An 18,056-nucleotide genomic window follows, 5' to 3' on the forward strand; every position below is an offset into this window, starting at 1 on the left:
TCAGATCTCCGTCGCCGCGCCGGAACGGGACCGGCTCACCACGATGCCCGCGGCGGTGTTGATGACGAGCGTGAACGCGAAGAGCACCATGCCGGCGGCGAGCAGGCCCGCGAAGGCGTTGCCGTTGGACTCCGAGTAGCGCGACGCGATGTGCGCCGCGATCGTGTTGGTGCCCGACTCGAGCGGGTGCGTCGTCCAGTCGAAGATCGGCGAGATCAGGGCGTAGACCACGATCGTCTCGCCGAGCGCACGACCGAGGCCGAGCATGATGCCGCCGATGATGCCGGCGCGGCCGAACGGCAGCACGACCGCGCGGATCATGCCCCACTTCGTGGCTCCCAGGGCGATCGCGCCCTCGCGCTCGCCGACCGGTGCCTGCGAGAAGACCTCCCGCATGATCGAGGTGATCGTCGGCATGATGACGAACCCGACGGCCACACCGGCGATGAAGGCCGACGATGTGTACGACGACGGCGAGTCCGGCGTCTTCACGGTCAGGAACGGCAGGGCACCTCCCAGGTGCACGGAGAGCCACTGCGCCACCGAGAGCAGCTGCGCCTGCAGGAAGATCAGCGCCCAGATCGCGTAGATGACCGCGGGCACGGCCGCCATCAGGTCGACGAGCGTCACGAGCGGACGCTTCAGGGCCGGCGGGGCGTACTCGCTGATGAACAGCGCCGCTCCGAACGAGACCGGCACCGCCACGATCAGTGCGATCACGCCGACCAGCACGGTGCCCTCGAGCAGGCCCGCGATGCCGTACTGGCCCGTCTCGGGCAGCCACTGCTTCTCGGTGAAGAACTGCCAGCCCTGCTGCTCGAGCGCCGGCCACGCGCCGACGGTGAGGAAGTAGCCGATCAGGCCCATGATCAGCAGCGTTGCGATCGCGGCCAGGCGGCTCCCGGAGACGAACACCCGGTCCGAGGTGGTCGGGCGCGACGACAGCGACCTGCGCTGCGGCACGGGGCGGACCAGCTCCAGGGTCGGAGGCGTCTCGGCGCTCATCCGAAGCGGCCGTTCACGTAGTCGGCGGTCCGCTCGTCGCGCGGACGCTCGAAGACGTCGCTCGTGCTGCCCTGCTCGACGATGTGACCCGGCAGGCCCTCGGCGGCGAGGAAGAACGCGCAGCGGTCCGACACGCGCTGGGCCTGCTGCATGTTGTGGGTGACGATCACGACCGTCACCTCCGACGCGATCTGGCGGATGGTCTCCTCGACGCGTCGGGTCGAGGTGGGGTCGAGGGCCGAGCAGGGCTCGTCCATCAGCAATACGTCGGGGCGCACGGCCAAGGAGCGTGCGATGCACAGCCGCTGCTGCTGACCGCCCGAGAGCGAGCCGCCTGGGGTGCCGAGCCGGTTGCGCACCTCGTCCCACAGGCCGGCGCTGCGCAGGCTGTGCTCGACGAGCGCGTCGGCCTCGTTGTCCTTGCCGCGGCGCTTGACCTTCTGGCCGGTCAGGCTGAGCCCGGCCAGGACGTTGTCGTAGATCGACATCGTCGGGAACGGGTTCGCCTTCTGGAAGACCATGCCGACCCGGCGGCGGCTCTCGATCGGTCGCAGCGACGGGTCGTAGATGTCCTGCCCGTCGAGGAGGATCTGTCCGGCGAGCGCCGCACCGGGCACCAGCTCGTGCATCCGGTTGAGGATCCGCAGGAAGGTCGACTTGCCGCAGCCCGACGGGCCGATGAGCGCGGTGACCTCACCAGCGGCCATGACCAGGTCGACGGCGGAGAGCACCTGGTGGTCGCCGAACCACGCGTGGACGTCCTGGGCGACCAGGCTGCCGGGCTTGCGGGCAGGTGAGGCGGGCGAGCCGGGCGCGTCGGCGACCGGGTCGGCAGTGCTGGTGATCGTCATGGTGGTCCTTCTTCTGGTGACTCAAAGCGTGTTGGGCAGGAGGAGCGTGAGGTTCTCGAAGACGAGCCACATCAGCGCCGCGATCGTCGGCACCGCGCCGATCCACACCGCGCGCCAGCGCATCCTCAGCGCTCCCCAGGTCGTCGCGACGACCACGAGCAGCAGGGCTTGCGACCACAGCAGCAGCGCGGTCGTGTGCGTCCCGAGGTGGGCACCGGCCAGGTCGGCGGGGTCGGCGGACGCACCACCGGCAAGACCGGTCGACGCCGGCAGCGCCTTGCCGTCGAGGGCGGCGGACACCTGGAGCGTGCGCCGGTTGATCACGGCGGGATCGCTGGTGACCAGCGTCAGCCGGGACTCCGCGGGCTCGATCTGCACGTTGGCATCGCTGGTGCGCACCACGTCGACGACGTAGGTGAACTCGCCCTGCCCGGTCACGACCTCGATGAGGTCGCCGGGTGAGAGCTGGTCGAGGTCGCGGAACGGCGCGCCGCCCGTGGCCCGGCGTCCAATCAGCACGGACACGCCGGCCTGTCCGGGCAGCACGGTGTCGGGCCGCAGCCCCGGACCGTGCCTCGTCTCGGCGCTGCTGCTCCCCATCTCGAAGACCTGCTCCACACCGAGGTGCGGGATCGTGATGATGCCGACCGGTGTGCCGCGCGGGATCGCGCCGCTGACCGGGACCGTGGCCAGGGCCAGGTCCTTCTTCATCTGTGCGAATGCCACGTCCTGCTGGCGGCGCTCGGACAGGGCCGAGCCACCGAACAGGTAGGCGCCGAAGATCAGCAGCAGGATCGAGATCATCACCATCGCGATGGCGACGACGTTGGCGCCGGTCATCTCGAAGGGCTCCCGCGGCGGCGGTTCTGCACGCCGCTGTCCCGGCTCGGGCCGCGGTCGCGGTCGCGTGACCGCGCGACGCAGCGCGACCAACCGCCCCTGCCAGGCAGGTACGGCGTCGGGCGCCTCGTCCGTCGTACGGACCTCGGGACTCTCCTCGGTCACCGTCGCAGCCATCGCGGGCCCCTCCCCGTGCGACCCGCCAGCCACACCGCCGGGCCACCCAGGAAGGTCAATGCCGCGAGTGCACCCAGCGCCGGGATCAGGAGCTGCCGGTCGCCCACGGGCGTGGCACTCACTGTCACCAGGTCCTCACCGTCCACGATCGGATCCGACTTCTTGGGCGGCTTGGTCTTGTCAGGCTCCGGGACGGACCCCCCGGTGCTAGGGGGTCCGCCCGGACCGCCGGAGGGTGCGTCCGACGGGTCTGGGGTGGGGTCCTCCGGGTCGGGCTCGGAGGTCGCCCCGGCGAGGACGGCGTCGCGCGCCTCCTCGAGCTGGGCCTTGAGCTCCGCGGGGAGCGGCGCGTAGCCGCCGGGGAGCTCGCCGATCTTGTCGCCGGAGCGCTGGCCGGCGCCGCCGACGTAGGACAGGAACGAGGCCATCTGGGTGCGCTCGTCCTCCTCGGCGTTGACCGAGAGGGCGGCGGAGATCTGCAGCGTCAGGGGGTAGGCCGTCGCGCTGTCGGACTCGAGGTCGACCTGGCGGGTCACGCCGTCGGCGTTGACCGTCGCCGCCTTGATCGCCGCCGTCATGCTCGCGTCCGTCGGGGTGACGTACTCCCCCGCCGGGTTGAGCAGGGCCGCCGTCGAGAGCTGGAAGCGGTGGGCAGCGGCCGCGTCGATGATGCCGATGACCTCGCGGCTTCCGGGGTTCTGGCGCGGCTGCTTCACCGTGATGTTGACGCCGCCCTCGTTGACCACCAGGCCGCCGGGGAACTGCGCGATCGACAGCTGGCGCGACAACGCGTCGAGCTCCTGGATGGGCGCGAAGCTGTTGGACAGCAGGGCGTCGAGCAGGGGGAAGCTCGAGAAGGGCATCGCCACGTTTTTGTAGTTGGCGTTGACCGTCATGCCCCACGGGTCGGGCTTGCCGGAGATGAAGGCCCGGGCGTCCTTGTCGGCGATGACCCAGCGGGTCAGCGCGGTCGTGGTGTCGGAGAGGTCACCGAGCAGCAGGGGGTGGTTGCCCGGAGCACCGCTCGGCCAGTCGACGTCAGGGTTGAGCTCGAGGAACTCGGGGTCGGAGAAGAGGTTGTAGGGCCGGTTCTGGAGCACCGCCGGGTCTGCGCCCGAGCGGAACGACGCCGTGATGAGCTTCGCGACCAGACGCGGGTTGAGCTTCATGTCCGTGACGGGCTTGCCGTGCTCGTCGTCGATCTGGAAGGCGACGACGAGCGAGGTCACGGCGACCGGGGCGTAGACCACGCCGACCTGCTCGGCCGCGTCGGCGTCGAGCGGGTCGATGACCAGGCCGGTCGCCGTCGTACCGGTGGCGACGTCGCCGCGGGTCTGAGGCTCGCCGATCGCCGTGTAGTCGACCGCGACGGCGTCGGACTCGAGCGTGCAGGTCCGGGCGCGCCAACTGGCGAGGGCGTGGGCCGCCATCGGGCTGCCCTCGACGGCGAGGGTCTCGCCGTGCAGGGGGCACGCGTCGTCGACGGGGAGGAACGACAGCGGGATCACCGTGCGCCGCTCCCACGCCCACGGCGCGTCCATCAGGTCCTCGGTGTCGCCGAGATCGTTGGGGCCGCGTCCGTAGTTGGGGACGACGACGATCGAGCAGGGCGTGGCGGCGTCGCAGCCCAGGCCCGCGGACTCCCGCTTAGTGAAGAGCTGGATCGAGACCTGGCCGGTGCCGTCGGCGCTGGTGACGTTGTCCTGCCAGTTGGCCGGCCCGTCGGGCGTCGCGGCGAACGGGTCGGTCTGCCCCGGGTAGGTGAAGGCCGGCACCGGGAGGATCTCGGGCAGGTCGCCGGCAGCGGGCACACCCCGGAAGCCCGGCGAGCCGTAGCAGTCGCTCGAGCTGACCGGGTCCGCGCCGCGGCACTGGTAGACCCGCACCGGGTACTCGGTGTTGATGTCGAGCGAGTCGCCCGCGTTCTGCAGCCGGCTCGCCGTGCTCGGCCGGAAGCCGCGCCAGGTCACGCTGACCGTCTGGTTGACGAGGTCGGTCGTCTTGCCCACCGTCACCTCGGCGCTGTCACCAGCGCCGGGGGCGGGGACCGTGACCGCACCGTCGGCGCGCGCACTCGTCCTCGGGCCCCCGGTGAGCTGGTCCGGCCCGGCCGGGGCCGCGGCGACCGCAGTCGCCGCGGCACCAGCCGCCGTGGTCATGCCGGTCACGACGACCGCGACCGCCAGGACGGTGTTCCGTCGGATGCACCCAATCCGCATGTGGAATTCGTTTCCTTCGTGGCGTGAGCTGGATCAACTGGTCTGACCGCAGAAGCGCTCTGCGGAGCTGTCGTTGCCGAGCGGCGTGTTGCCGTAGGGCACCAAGAGCTCGTTCTGGTGCTGGCACAGGTAGCCGCCGGCCTTGAACACGTCCTTCAGGTCCTGAGGGGCGTCGTTGCGGACGACGTTGAAGAACAGCCGCCCGAACGCCGCGCTCGCGCCGGACGCGAAGTCCGGGTTGAGCACCTGGTAGGTGTCGCCGCCGAACGTCGTGGTGATCGTCGGAGCGGTCGTCGCGTTGACCAGACCGATGCTCGCGCCACCGCGGTTGTCCGCGATGCCCGGAGCCTGGTTGGCCTGGGCAGCCCACTTGGTGACGGCGTACGGCGCGATGCCCTGGGGGTCACCGTCGAGCGTGCGGCCGTCGTTCTGCTGCTGCTCGAACACCGTCGGCAGACCGGCGCAGCCGTCGGTGACGTTGTTGAGCGTCGTGCCGATGGCCTGCAGGAAGAAGGTCAACGTCGCGGCCGAGGCGGGCGGCAGGTAGAGGTGGATCGGTCCGGCCTGGCCGCCGACCTCGCTCCAGTCCTGCTTCTTGCACTCGAAGATGTCCTTCAGCTGCGCGGTCGTCAGCGGTGCCGTCGGTGCGTAGGCGTTGCCCACCGTCGCGTAGCTGACGGCGTCGCGGCTTTGTGCGTAGAAGGTCAGCGCCGCCTCCGCGGGAGCCGTGCCCTTCGCCCGGCTGGAGCGCACGAAGTCGATGCAGAAGGGCTTCACCGGGTCGTTGTCGACGTGCAGGTTCTGCGTGATGGCGGTGACGCCGGCGTTGGCGCCGTTGGGACGCGCGACCGAGCAGCCCGGCTTGGTGGTGAGGTTCTCACCCGGCACGCCGGTGACCGGGTTGATGGCGTCGTAGGACGCCAGCACCCGCGTCGGGGCCGGGTTCTGCGCGTTGTACTGGATGACCAGGTTGTTGGTCAGCTCAGCGAACGCGTCGGCTCCGACCGCTGCGTAGATCTGGTCGGCGGTCTTCCCCGGCGGCGGAGCGCCGGGGGTCCCGGTCGGGTCGGCGGCCGCGGTCGAGGCGCCGGCCACGGCGATGGTCAGCGCGGCGGCTGCCGTTGCCGTGAGGTTGAGGATGCGTCGATTCATCTGATTTCAGTCCTGTCGAAGAAGTCGGGCGGTCAGAGGACCTGGAGCGCGGCGACGGAGACCGTCTTGCCGGAGCTGTTGGCGTTCTTGGACCCGGCGACCGTGATGACGACGTTGTGCGTCGCGAGGGCGCCGGTGAAGGTGAACGCCTTGGTCTTCTTCTTGACCGACGCGGCGTAGAGATCCACCGTGGTCGCCTTGCCGTCGACGGTGATCTTGACCTTGCCGGCAGCAGGACCACCCGTGAAGACGAGGACCAGCTTGTTGCCGTAGACCTTGGCCTTGATGGTGTTGTCCTTGACGCTGCTCTTCTGGCCCTTGCCCGTCGGTGAGAGCGAGGTGTTGTAGGACTTCCACGTGCCCTTGCGCGTGATGCCCGTGCTGGTCGGCGCGTAGGTGCCGGTGGTCAGCGCACCCGCCGAGGTGCCGGACAGGTTCACCGGCCGGGTGACGGTGGTGGTGCCGTCGCCGTTGGTCGCGGAGATCGACAGGGTCGCGGCGCCGGCGGTCAGGCCGGTCGTCGAGACGTTGGCCGTCCAGACGTTGCCGGAGCCCTTGGTGGCAGGAGCGGTGTTGCCACCCACGGTGACGGTCACGCCCGAGACGGTGCCGCCGGAGACGTAGGCGGTGACCGGGAAGGTCGGGCTGCTGATCGCGACGTTCGAACCGCGCGACGGCGTCCGGAGGAAGAGCGACGGACCGGGCGTGGCCGTCGGGGCCAGGGCGACACCGCGGAACTCGGTGCCGGCCGGAGCGCTCGCGAGCACCGTCGGCCCGGTCGGGTCGAAGGCCGAAGCCGTGCCGCTCGGGTCGTTGAGCGTCAGGAGCTTGGTCGGGGTGGTCAGCGCCAGGCTGACCGCACCGCCCTCGACGTCGGCGACGAGACCGGAGACGCCCGGTACGTCGAACGCGCCGGCCCGCACCCAGTTGGTGCCGTTGAAGCGGTACTTGTCGACGACGCCCGCACGTTCGGAGGCGTTGGCGAGGTAGATGGTGTCGGCCGTCGTACCGTTCCAGCCGAGGCCGGCGCTGAGGTCGAGCACGGCGTAGCCGTAGGTCAGCAGGTTGTCGGGAAGGCCCGGCACCGGGGTGAGCGTGCCGCCCGAGCCGACCAGCGAGAGGTGGTCGTTGAGGATGCCGCTCGTGAAGAGGCTGCCCGACTGGTAGCTGAGCTGGTTGAAGTTGCTGGACGGAGTGCCGCCGGCCGAACTGGTGGAGGTGCCGCCGAGGGTCGTGGAGAGCACCCCGCCATTGCCACCCGCGACGAACAGGTCGTCGCCGTTCTGGGTCGCTGCCGAGCGGATGATCGAGGGCGCGTTGCCGCCTGTCACGGACGTGCTGGTGTCGACGCCTCCGTGGCCGTCGACGATGCCGACGACGCGAGAGACGGTCGCCGGGCTCGACGCGGTGAGCGACGCCCCAGACGGGCCCGTCGTACCGGGTGCAGCGGCGTAGCCGGTCACGGTGACGAAGCGGCCGTCGGGCGAGCGCGAGATGAGGCCCTCCGAACGGGACAGGCCCGCGGCGGTCAGCGGCAGGTTGCCGTTGGCGGCGGTGGTCGGCAGCGCGAGCGACTGCTTCTTGGTCCCGCTCGGGTCGTACTCGTCCAGGAACACCGGGGCGGCCGCGTTGGTCAGCGTGCCGCCGGCGGCGCCGACCCGGTAGACGACGAGGTCGCCGCCCGTGAAGTCTGCGGCGCCGGCCGTCGGGGTGGTGGACAGGAGCGGGAAGGCGGCTGCAGCCGCGCCAAGGGCGACGGCAGCGCCGACGATGCGCACGGATGGGCGCATGAGGGCCTCGCTAGAAGGGTGAGGGCGGCTGTTGCCGCAATGGATCGAACAGGCCCCGAGAGAATCACCCTTTAGTCGAGTGACTTGGTTAACTTAAGCGACAGAACGCACGCTCGCGCAAGTTCGCCACGCCCGGTGGCAGGTCTTCCCTGATCCCCCGCATGGCCAGGCCTTTCACCGAGCACGGTTTCGGTGATCCACGTCACTTGCCGGCCGCACTCGTGGGGTTCGGGAACATCGCGCCAGCCACGCCGGTTGGGCCCAACATGAGCTCGTTCACGATGTACACGACCCCGTGGTGTGGCTACTGCCACCGCCTCAAGGGCCAGCTCGACCGCGAGGGCATCGCCTACCAGGTCGTCGACATCGAGCAGCACCCGCACGCGGCCGAGATCGTCGAGTCCGCCAATGGCGGCACCCAGACCGTCCCGACCCTCGTCTACAGCGACGGTACGGCGATGACGAACCCGTCGGTCGCCCAGGTCAAGGCCCAGCTCGCGCTCATGGCCGAGCGCGCCAACTAGCAGACTCGGGCGCCCCAGCCACGTACGCTGCCCGACCAGGATCGATCACCTGGGGGCGCGGAGCGATGGCACGACAATTTCCGGCGCCGGCCGCCGGTCTCCGCTACCTCACCGAGGGCGGCATCGAGACCGAGATCATGTATCGCTACGGGCACGAGCTGCCCGAGTTCGCGATGTATCCGTTGCTCGACAACCCCGCGGCGATGGCCGACCTGCGCACGATGTACCGCGGCCTGCTCGACACCGCAGCGGCGCACGGGATGGCGGTGCTGATGGGCGGACTGGACTACCGCGCCAGCCCGGACTGGGGCGGCCTGCTCGGCTACTCGGCGGCCGGACTGGCCGAGGCCAACCTGGCCTCGATCGCGTTCCTCCGCGAGCTCGCTGCGGAGTACGCCGACGACATCGAGAGGGTCCTGGTGCAGGGCTTCGTCGGGCCGCGGGGCGATGCCTACGCCCAGGACCTGACGATGACCCGCGACGAAGCGGGGGACTACCACTCGGTCCAGCTCGCCACGCTCGCCGAGGCCGGTGTCGACCTCGCCTGGGCGTTCACCTTCAGCAGCGAGGAGGAGGCGATCGGCGTCACGCGAGCCGCCGTCGCCCACGACGTGCCGGTGGCCGTCTCTTTCACGCTGCGCTCCGACGCGCTCGTCCACACCGGCTCGACCTTGGAGCAGGCGATCCGGACCGTCGATGAAGCGACCGACTCCGCGGTCGCGTTCTACGGGATCAACTGCTCGCACCCGGTCGAGTTCGGGCCGGCGCTGACCGACGGCGACTGGACCTCGCGACTCCGTGCGCTGCGACCCAACGCCTCGAAGATGGAGAAGATCGCGCTCTGCAGGCTCGGGCACCTCGAGGAGGGTGACGAGGTGGAGCTCGCGGCGATGATGGGCGACCTGGCCGACCGCTATCCCTCGATCGACATCTGGGGCGGTTGTTGCGGCACCCGGGTCACCCACCTCGACCTGATCGCCGGCGCGGTCGCGCGTTAGCGCTACCAGCTACCAGCTGCCGGGCAGCGGGCCGCCGTACCAGTGCTCGATGAGTGAGCGGCTGATCGAGACGCCGCCCGGGAGCATCAGGGTGCCGGCCTCGGCCTCCTCGCGCATCTGAGTGCGGGTCAGCCAGCGCGCCTCCTCCACGTCGGCGTCGTCGAGGCTGATCTCCTCGGTGACCGCGCGGCCGTGGAAGCCGAGCATGAGGCTGCTCGGGAGCGGCCAGGGCTGGTTGCCGAAGTAGGTGACGTCGCCGACGACGACGCCGGTCTCCTCGAGAACCTCCCGTCGTACGGCGTCCTCGAGCGTCTCCCCCGGCTCGCAGAAGCCGGCGAGCGTGGAGAACCGGCCCTCGGGCCACAGCGCGCCGCGACCGAGCAGACAGCGCTCGTCGTCACTGCCGGGCTCGCCGGCGGTGACGAGCATGATCACGGCCGGGTCGGTCCGTGGGAACTGCGGCTTGCCGCACTGCGTGCAGACCAGCTCGTGCCCCGCAGCGCGCGCGGTGAGCGCGCCGCCACAACGCGGGCAGTGCTTGGTCGCCCAGTGCCACTCCGCGAGGCCGAGGGCGTGGAAGACCAGCGGCGCGAGCCTGACCTGGTCGCCGCCGAGGAACGGCAACAGCCCACGCAGCGGGAACCACTGCCCCTGCTCCTCCTTGGCCGCCTCCGGCCCGGCGATGACGGCCCACCAGGTGGTGCCGTCGCGGTCGCCGAGCAGGACGCGGACGCCGTCGGGAGCCTCCCCCGTCGGCACCCACTCGAGCGCACCGTCCTTAGGTCGGACGCGGGTGCCCGACACGACGAGCACCCGGCCGTCGGGATCGGTCCAGCGGTCGTCGAGCCACGTGTCGTCAGTACGACGCAGCCCATGCCGCTCGTGCGGGTCGCGGGCGAGGGCGAGGTGTGCGAAGTCCACGCAGCGAGCCTAGGGGGTGAGCAAGGCCTCGATCTCCTCGCGGCCGAGCAGTCCCTCCGGCTCGACGAGCTCGTCGGAACGCACGTAGTAGAACGCGGCACGGACCTGCTCGAGCGGGACGCCGGTGAGCTCAGCCCAGGCGAGGCGGTAGATCGCGAGCTGGAGCGGGTCGGCGGTCTGGCGGGTGTTGGTCTTCCAGTCGATGACCAGGTAGCCGTCGCCCTCGTCGTAGATCGCGTCGATCCGCCCCCGCACGACCTGACCACCGAGGACGAGCGCGAAGGGCGCCTCGACCCGGTGGGGCGCGCGGGTCGCGAACGGACCGGACTCGAACGCCTCGATGACCTCCTTGAGATCGGCGTCGTCCTCGATGCCGGCGTCGCCGCGGCCCGGAAGGTCGTCGGGGTCGAAGAGCTCCTGCTGCCCGAAGCGCGCTTCCACCCACGCGTGGAAGCGGGTGCCGAAGCGTGCGGCCGCCGAGGGCTGGCGCGGCATCGGGCGAGCGCGGTCGGCGGCGAACCCGTCGGGGTCGTCGCGCAACCGGGACAACGCCGTGGCCGAGAGGCTCGACGGCATCAGCACCTCGGTGACGGGCGCACGATCACGCGCGGCCTCCTCCAACAGGCGAGCGATCTCGTCGTCCCACTGCTGGACCTGCTCGAGGAGCAGCACGTCGTCGAGCATCGGGTCGGTCGCTGTGCGCACGAGGTCTGCCGCCTCCCGACGGCGGTCGACCTCGGCGGTGTGGTGGGACATCGGCCAGGGCAGGTCGTCGGACCGCTCGTCGTAGGGGTTGGGCTCGCCCTTCTCCGCGACGTCGGCCCACCGCTCGGGTTCGGCGCCCCAGGTCGCGAGAGCGTCGCGGGTGTCGCAGACGTAGACCGACGGGCCGAGGCCTCCCTTGAGGTGCGGTGACCAGCGCCAGCACGACACGGCGTGGTGGTGGCGAGCGCGGGTCCACGCGACGTAGGCGAGCCGGAGCTCCTCCACCTGGTCATGCCGCTTGCGGCGCGCCTTGAGGTCGTTGATCGCCTCGGCGTCGTGACCGATCAGCTGCGGCAGGTCGCGGGCGTCACCGCGGAGCGCTGCCGGCATCACCTCGGCGCTCTTGAGCCACGTCGATCGGCTGCGGTTGGACGGGAACTTGTCCTTGACGACCCCGACCAGGAAGACCTCGTCCCACTCCAGGCCCTTGGACCGGTGGACCGTGAGCAGCTTGACCGAGTCGGCCTCCGACGGGGTCGCGATGTCGAGGCCCTGGCCGAACTCGTCCTCCGCGTCGAGCCACGCGAGCAGCGCGGGCAGCGTCACCTGGCCGTCGATCGCCTGGAAGTCGGCGACGGCCTGGACGAACAGGTCGAGGTTGTCCCGCCGGGCCTCGGCGGCGGGCGACACCGACGAGGCGAGCTCGATGTCGATGCCGTTGACGTCGATGATCCGGCGCACGAGGTCGAGGATCGGCTCCCCGATCGCCCGCCGCAGCACGCGGAGCTCGTCGGCCAGCAGCGAGAAGCGGTGGCGGGCCTCGGCGGAGTAGTCGAGGTCGCCCGGATCCTCCAGTGCGTCGCACAGCGACGGGATCTCGAGCGGGTCGGCTCCCTCGACGGCCGCGGCGAGCTGGGTCGCGAGGTCGGCGAAGTCCTGCTGTCCTTGGGCGCCGGCCAGCTCGGCGCTCCGCGTGCCGAGCAACGCGAGGTCGCGCGGACCGATGGCCCAGCGCGGGCCAGCGAGCAGGGTGAGCAATGCCGGGTTGGCCGTGACGTCCTGGACGAGCTCGAGGGTGGCGACGACCTCGGCCACCTCCGGCAGTCGGAGCAGGCCCTTGAGGCCGACGATCTCGACCGGGATCTCGCGATCGGTCAGCGCGTCGAAGACCAGCGCCGCCGAGGCGTTGTCGCGCGTCAGGACGCCGATCTCCTTCCAGGAGGTGCGCGCGTGAGCGGCGATCACCTGGTCGCCGAGCCAGACGAGCTCGTCGTCGAGGGTCTCGTGGACCACGACGGTCACCTCTCCGTCGGCAGCACCCTCCTTGGCCTGGAGGCGCTCGTGCTCGCGTCCGGCGTAGAGCTCGCGCGCGAGGTGGTTGGCCGTCGCGAGGATCCGGGAGTCGGACCTCCGGTTGACCGTCAGTGAGTACGCCGGCTGACGACCGTCACTCGTCGGGAAGTCGCGACCGAACTCGATGATGTTGGAGACCGAGGCACCCCGCCAGCCGTAGATGGCCTGGTTGGGATCACCGACCGCCGTGACGGGGTGGCCGCCGCCGAAGATGCGCGACAGCATCGTCGCCTGGGCGACCGAGGTGTCTTGGTATTCGTCGAGCAGGACGACCTTGAACTTGCCCCGTTCGATCTCGCCGACCTCCGGGCACTCGTTGGCGAGCCGGGCGGCCAGGGCGATCTGGTCGGAGAAGTCCATCAACCCGAGCCCGGCCTTGAGCGCGCGGTAGTCGGCGACCAGGCCGAGCAGCTCCACCCGCTTGTCGATCGCCTCGATGGCGTCACCGACCAGGTCGGCCTTCCCCTTCACCCGCTTGCCCTCGGCGAGCTGCTCCAGCAACGCGGCGTGCTCGACGCCGAAGAGACGTCGCTCGTCAGCGTCGTGGGCGAGGACCATCTCGACCGACACGAGGTGCTCGGCCATCTCCGCATCGAGCGCGAGCAGGTAGCGCACCGCATGGGTCGGGCTGTCGGTGAGCAGGTTGACGGCCTTGCCGTGTCGCTGGATCGCACGCGCTGCGAGCTGGTAGCGCGAAGCGTCGGCGATCAGCCGGGTGTCGGGCTCGTGGCCGATCCGCAGGCCGTGCTCGGAGAGCAGTGCGGCGGCGTAGGCGTGATAGGTGGCGACCGTCGGCTCCTCGACCTCCTCGTCGAGCTCGTCGCCGTCGGGGCCGACCCGTCGTGGTCCGCGCTCGGGCAGCAAGCCGGCCTGCAGCAGGCTGCCTCGGATCCGGGTCTGTAGCTCTGCGGTCGCCTTGGTCGTGAAGGTGAGGCCGAGGATCTCGCCCGGCGCGACCTGTCCGGTGGCGACCAGCCAGACCACGCGTGCCGCCATGACGGCGGTCTTGCCGGAGCCGGCACCGGCGATTACCACAGCCGGCTCGAGGTCGGCGGTGATCGCGGCGAACTGCTCGTCGCTGTAGAGCCAGTCGTGGCCCATCAGCTCGGCCAGCTGCTGGGGCGTCTCGATCCTCATGACAACACCGACCCGGACGCCTGCGCGGGACAGATCGGGTGGAACGCGCAGCGATCGCAGTGCGTGCCGGGGCGCGCGACGAAGGCCTCGCTCCGCACCGCGGCGACCGCCCGCTGCAGCTGGCCCTCGATCTCCGGGGGCGAAGCTGGCTGCTGCTGCACCTTCGGGAAGGTCTCGCCGTGGCGCAGCTGCACCAGCTCGGCGCCACCCGCCGTCGTCGGTTGACCGACGAGCTCGTCGGCAGCGCCGTGATCGACCGCGAGCTGGTAGAGGCCGAGCTGGGGGTTCTCGGAGAGGGACTTGTCGGTCGGTGGGTATTTCCCCGTCTTCAGGTCGACGACCACGACCTTGCCCTGCTCGTCGAGCTCGAGCCGATCGGCGAAGCCACGCAGCACGACGAGCTGCCCGTCGGGCAGCTCGACCTCGGCGCGCAGCTGCGGCTCCAGTGCGACCACGGCGCGCGCTCCCGGTCGCCGGTGCCACGCGAGGAACCGGGCAAGGACCTGCTCGACCGCCTCCCGCTCGCGTTGGCGCGACCACGGGGTGCGGAACTCCATCCGGTCCCACACCTCGTCGACGTGGGGCATCAGGTCGTCGACCGTCGTCACTTCCAGCTCGCCCTTCGCCACCCGCTCGGCGAGCGCGTGGACGACCTTTCCGAAACCCTGGCTGGCCGTCGAGACCACGTTGCCGCCCGCCTCGCGGGTCAGGAACCACTGCGCGGGACAGGTGAGCAGACCTTCCAGCGCGCTCGCCGACAGCGTGACCGGGCGGTCGTCGGGCCGGACCGGCTGTGCGGACAGCGACGGGCTCCGCAAGCCCCACCAGGTCGCGGGGTCCGCAGCAGACGCGACCGGCCGGCCGTGCACCTCGGTCTCGGCCAGCAGTCGCAGCCGAGCGGCGGCTGCCTCGCGCAGCGGCGCGGGCTGAACTGGATCTGCCGCGGTGCGGCGAAGCTCGGCGACCAGACCGTGCATCGACAACGGCCGCCGCGGACGTCCGACCCGGTGGACGACCTCATGGCCGAGTTCGGAAAGGAACCGTGAAGGCTGCTCGCCGTCGTCGTCCGGGGACTGCACCGCAGTGACGACCAGGCGTTGTCGGGGTCGCGTCACCGCTACGTAGAAGAGGCGCCGCTCCTCGGCCAGCATGGCCGCCCGGGTCAGCGGCGGCAGCAGCCCGTCGTAGCCGGCCGGGCCGATCCGGTCGGCCCCCAGCAACGAGTCGCGCCGGCGGAGGTCCGGCCAGCCGCCCTCCTGGACGTGTGCGACAACGACGAGCCGCCACTCCAACCCCTTCGACCGGTGGGCTGTCAGCAGCCGCACCGACTCCCCGCGCACGCCGCGCTCGGCGAGGGTGTCGGCGGGGATGTCCTGAGCGCTGATCGTGGCGAGGAAGGTCGCGACACTGGTGTGGTCGCGCTGCTCCTCGGACCGCGCCGCGGTCTCGAAGAGCGCACACAGGGCGTCGAGGTCGCGGTGCGCGAGGCGGGCCGCCTGGCCGCCCCCGGTCGTGGCGCCGCGCAGCCGCTCGCCCCACGGCGTGCCGCTCCACAGCGTCCACAGCACCTGCTCCGCAGAGGCGCCCTCCTCGATCTCGGCGCGGGCGCGCTCCAGGAGCCGCGCCAGAGCGCGGGCCCGCGCCGCCGGATGACCGTCGACACCGTCGAGCAGATTGGCGTCGAGGACCGCGCGGCGCACGAGCTCGCGCGGCCCAACCTCGGGGTGCACCGCACGCAGCGCGCGGGTGAGGGCGCGGACCTCGGTTGCGTCCAGACCACCGAGCGGCGAGATCAGGAGCTCCTCGATCCGGTCACGCGGCACCTCGTCGTCGACGAGCAGCTCGAGGGCACCGAGCAGGACCGCCACGGCTGGCTCGCGCACCAGTGGGGTCTCGTCACCGGCGACCTCGACCGGCACCCCCGCCGCCGTCAGCGCTCGGCGCAGCCCGGGGATGGACGAGCGCCCGGATCGCACCAGGACGGCCATGTCGCTCCAGGCGACGCCGTCCTCGAGGTGCGCGCGACGGAGCAGGTCAGCGACGTGCTCGACCTCGGCCCGCGCGGTGTCGAAGGTGTGGACCTCCACGGTGCCGTGGCCCAGGTCGGACGCCGCGGCCTCGGGGTTGCGGAAGGAGTCGTAGGCGGCGGGCGGGATCGCACCGCGCGAGGTGATGCCGGCCGCGATCGACCGCGATGCACGCAGCAGGCGCGAACCGAACCTCCGGGTGGTGCCCAGCGCCAGGACCGGTGCGTCCTGACCCGTCGCTGTCGGGAACTGCGTGGGGAAGTCGAGGATGCCGCGCACGTCGGCGCCGCGGAACCCGTAGATCGACTGGTCGGGGTCGCCGACCGCGACCAGGTCGCGGCCGTCGCCGGCGAGCGCCTGGAGAAGCGCGACCTGGCTCGGGTCGGTGTCTTGGTATTCGTCGACGAACACGCACGAGTAGGCCGCGCGCAGCTCTGCCTGGTGGACCCGAGCCTCGATGACGCCGCGCGCGATCAGGTCGGGGTAGTCGATCGCCGACTGGTCGCCGAGGACGTCGAGGTATTGCTCGAGGAACAGACCGGCCGCCTCGAACTCCGGCACCTGCTCACGCCGCCCCAGCTCGACGAGCTGGGCAGGGTCGAGGCCACGCTCGCGCGCCCGGGCGATCACCGCGTGCACCTCCCGGGCGAAGCCCCGCGTGCCGACGGCAGCGCGCAGCGGCTCGGGCCATCGGATCGACTCTGGCGCGTCGGTGAGCAGCTCTTGGAGCACGACGTCCTGCTCGGGGGCCGACAGCAGACGCAACGGCGCGGCATAGAGCTCGGCCGGGGCGTACTTCCGGACCAGGGCGTAGGCGAAGGAGTGGAACGTCGAGGACAACCCGCTGGACAGCGTGCGCCCCAGCCGTCCGGTGACCCGGTCGCGCAGTTGCTCAGCCGCCTTGCGTGAGAACGTCAGGGCCAGCACCGAGTCGGGGTCGGCGCCGCGCCGCTCGATCCGGTCGACGATCGCCTCGACCATCGTGGTCGTCTTGCCCGTGCCGGGTCCGGCGAGCACCAGCAACGGACCGCCTGCGTGGTCGACCACCTGCTGCTGGTGGGCGTCGAGCCGCGGCAGTGGTGCCGCAGCAGGGGGCGGCGCGAGGCGGTAGCGGGCGGTCGGGGGCGAGGGCGTCATGTCGTCGACCAGCCAACCACCACGGCCCGACACAATGCCGTCAGGCCAGGTCGAAGTCGGCGAAGTCGAAGCCCGGCGAGACCAGGCAGCTCACCAGGGCGTCGTACGACGACGGCACGGTGCGCTGCCACACACCCGCCGGCACCAGCCCCTGCGGGCGGTCGGCGTCGACCACGAAGGTCGAGGTCTCCTCGGCAGGCGCCGGCCCCGACCCACCCAGCTCGACGGTCACCGCGCCCGTGTGCGCGAGCCAGACCTCGTCGGAGGCCACCCGGTGCCATGCCGATGACTCCCCCGCCGGCAGCAGGAAGTAGATGAGGGTCGCGGTCGCGCGCACCCGGCCGTCCGGCAGGGTGACCGACTCGGGCGAGATCCAGGTCTGGCGGTACCACCCGCCCTCGGGGTGCGGCTCCAGATCGAGGGCCTCAGCGAGCGGCGGGCGCACGGCTCAGTCCTCGAGCACGGGGCGGTCGTTGTAGACGCCCGCGTGCTCCTGCCCGGAGAGCTCACCGATGGCCGTCATGATCCGGTCGGTCAGGTCGCGCCGGGCCTTGCCGGGAGCCACGCCGTCGTAGTCGCCCTCGACCGTGATCGGTGCGCCGAAGGCGACCGTCACCTTCGCCAGTCGCGGGACGCGGGTGCCGATCGGCTGCAGGCGCTCGGTGCCCGTCAGACCGACGGGCACCACGGGCGCCCCCGAGGTCAGCGCGAGATGCGCGACGCCCGTACGACCGCGGTAGAGGAGGCCGTCACGCGAGCGGGTGCCCTCGGGATAGATCCCGAACGCCTCGCCGCGGCCCAGCACGTCCAGCGCCGTCACCAGCGATCCCATCGCCGCCGCGGAATCGTCACGGTCGACCGGCAACATGCCGAGCCCCTCGAACCACGCCTTCGACAGTGCGCCCTTCACGCCGGTGCCGGTGAAGTAGTCCGACTTCGCGAGGAAGACCACCTTGCGCGGCACGAGGATCGGGATCACGACGGAGTCGACGAAGCTGAGGTGGTTGCTCGCGAGGATCACCGGGCCGCTGCTCGGCAGGTTGTCGAGCCCACGCACGTCGGGTCGCCACACCGCCTTGGCGACGGGCGGGACGACGGTGTGGAGCGCCTGGTAGAGCACGGCAAGGACGCTAGGGGTTACCGGCGAGTCCGGACGAATCGGGTCCACGGACCGGCCAGAAATAGGCGAAGGGCCCTTGGGAGTATGAGTCTCAAGGGCC

General features: G+C 71.2%; 13 protein-coding genes. 2 read left to right on the plus strand and 11 right to left on the minus strand.

Going from position 1 to position 18,056, the window contains the following annotated elements; translation table 11 throughout:
• Genes pstC through F0U44_RS01425 form a run of 6 tightly spaced genes read right to left on the minus strand, consistent with a single transcriptional unit; the run spans nt 1 to nt 8,034 of the window.
• Nucleotides 1-1,005, minus strand: a complete 1,005-nt coding sequence (pstC, locus tag F0U44_RS01400) for a phosphate ABC transporter permease subunit PstC (protein ID WP_149726476.1) — start codon at nt 1,003-1,005, stop codon at nt 1-3.
• Complete coding sequence (locus tag F0U44_RS01405) at nt 1,002-1,856, minus strand: phosphate ABC transporter ATP-binding protein (RefSeq protein WP_149726477.1); 855 nt, start codon at nt 1,854-1,856, stop codon at nt 1,002-1,004. The genes pstC and F0U44_RS01405 overlap by 4 nt, the downstream gene beginning before the upstream one ends.
• A 21-nt stretch (nt 1,857-1,877) precedes the next feature.
• The gene (locus F0U44_RS01410; protein ID WP_149726478.1) at nt 1,878-2,873 is read right to left on the minus strand and encodes a sortase; all 996 of its coding nucleotides are present in this window, start codon (nt 2,871-2,873) and stop codon (nt 1,878-1,880) included.
• Nucleotides 2,858-5,092 (minus strand): substrate-binding domain-containing protein, encoded by a 2,235-nt coding sequence (locus F0U44_RS01415; RefSeq protein ID WP_149726479.1) that lies wholly within the window; start codon nt 5,090-5,092, stop codon nt 2,858-2,860. The genes F0U44_RS01410 and F0U44_RS01415 overlap by 16 nt, the downstream gene beginning before the upstream one ends.
• 33 nt (nt 5,093-5,125) lie before the next feature.
• Nucleotides 5,126-6,244 (minus strand): type 2 periplasmic-binding domain-containing protein, encoded by a 1,119-nt coding sequence (locus F0U44_RS01420; RefSeq protein WP_149726480.1) that lies wholly within the window; start codon nt 6,242-6,244, stop codon nt 5,126-5,128.
• 32 nt (nt 6,245-6,276) lie between these two features.
• Nucleotides 6,277-8,034, minus strand: coding sequence for a hypothetical protein (locus F0U44_RS01425; protein ID WP_149726481.1), 1,758 nt, complete (start codon nt 8,032-8,034; stop codon nt 6,277-6,279).
• A 266-nt stretch (nt 8,035-8,300) separates the two neighbouring features.
• Between F0U44_RS01425 and F0U44_RS01430 the strand changes: the two genes are divergently transcribed.
• Nucleotides 8,301-8,558 (plus strand): mycoredoxin, encoded by a 258-nt coding sequence (locus tag F0U44_RS01430; protein WP_149726482.1) that lies wholly within the window; start codon nt 8,301-8,303, stop codon nt 8,556-8,558.
• A 65-nt stretch (nt 8,559-8,623) separates the two neighbouring features.
• Complete coding sequence (locus tag F0U44_RS01435; RefSeq protein WP_149726483.1) at nt 8,624-9,556, plus strand: homocysteine S-methyltransferase family protein; 933 nt, start codon at nt 8,624-8,626, stop codon at nt 9,554-9,556.
• A gap of 9 nt (nt 9,557-9,565) precedes the next feature.
• Here F0U44_RS01435 and nudC read toward each other — a convergent pair whose 3' ends face one another.
• The 5 genes from nudC to F0U44_RS01460 are packed head-to-tail and all read right to left on the minus strand — an operon-like array spanning nt 9,566 to nt 17,956.
• On the minus strand, nt 9,566-10,477 hold the full coding sequence (gene nudC / locus F0U44_RS01440; RefSeq protein WP_149726484.1) for an NAD(+) diphosphatase: 912 nt from the start codon (nt 10,475-10,477) through the stop codon (nt 9,566-9,568).
• Between the two features lie 9 nt (nt 10,478-10,486).
• Complete coding sequence (locus F0U44_RS01445; protein ID WP_149726485.1) at nt 10,487-13,672, minus strand: ATP-dependent helicase; 3,186 nt, start codon at nt 13,670-13,672, stop codon at nt 10,487-10,489.
• Nucleotides 13,669-16,836, minus strand: coding sequence for an ATP-dependent helicase (locus F0U44_RS01450; protein WP_149726486.1), 3,168 nt, complete (start codon nt 16,834-16,836; stop codon nt 13,669-13,671). The genes F0U44_RS01445 and F0U44_RS01450 overlap by 4 nt, the downstream gene beginning before the upstream one ends.
• A 40-nt stretch (nt 16,837-16,876) precedes the next feature.
• Complete coding sequence (locus F0U44_RS01455; protein ID WP_149726487.1) at nt 16,877-17,281, minus strand: cupin domain-containing protein; 405 nt, start codon at nt 17,279-17,281, stop codon at nt 16,877-16,879.
• Nucleotides 17,282-17,284: 3 nt separating this feature from the next.
• Nucleotides 17,285-17,956, minus strand: coding sequence for a lysophospholipid acyltransferase family protein (locus F0U44_RS01460; RefSeq protein ID WP_149726488.1), 672 nt, complete (start codon nt 17,954-17,956; stop codon nt 17,285-17,287).
• Between the last annotated feature and the right edge of the window lie 100 nt (nt 17,957-18,056).

It is taken from the genome of Nocardioides humilatus, from assembly GCF_008373755.1.
Classification (GTDB): Bacteria; Actinomycetota; Actinomycetes; order Propionibacteriales; family Nocardioidaceae; genus Nocardioides; species Nocardioides humilatus.

Coding starts and splice junctions, on each gene's coding strand:
- pstC (WP_149726476.1), bottom strand. CDS start 1,005: ATGAGCGCCGAGACGCCTCCGACCCTGGAGCTGGTCCGCCCCGTGCCG.
- F0U44_RS01405 (WP_149726477.1), bottom strand. CDS start 1,856: ATGACGATCACCAGCACTGCCGACCCGGTCGCCGACGCGCCCGGCTCG.
- F0U44_RS01410 (WP_149726478.1), bottom strand. CDS start 2,873: ATGGCTGCGACGGTGACCGAGGAGAGTCCCGAGGTCCGTACGACGGAC.
- F0U44_RS01415 (WP_149726479.1), bottom strand. CDS start 5,092: ATGCGGATTGGGTGCATCCGACGGAACACCGTCCTGGCGGTCGCGGTC.
- F0U44_RS01420 (WP_149726480.1), bottom strand. CDS start 6,244: ATGAATCGACGCATCCTCAACCTCACGGCAACGGCAGCCGCCGCGCTG.
- F0U44_RS01425 (WP_149726481.1), bottom strand. CDS start 8,034: ATGCGCCCATCCGTGCGCATCGTCGGCGCTGCCGTCGCCCTTGGCGCG.
- F0U44_RS01430 (WP_149726482.1), top strand. CDS start 8,301: ATGAGCTCGTTCACGATGTACACGACCCCGTGGTGTGGCTACTGCCAC.
- F0U44_RS01435 (WP_149726483.1), top strand. CDS start 8,624: ATGGCACGACAATTTCCGGCGCCGGCCGCCGGTCTCCGCTACCTCACC.
- F0U44_RS01445 (WP_149726485.1), bottom strand. CDS start 13,672: ATGAGGATCGAGACGCCCCAGCAGCTGGCCGAGCTGATGGGCCACGAC.
- F0U44_RS01450 (WP_149726486.1), bottom strand. CDS start 16,836: ATGACGCCCTCGCCCCCGACCGCCCGCTACCGCCTCGCGCCGCCCCCT.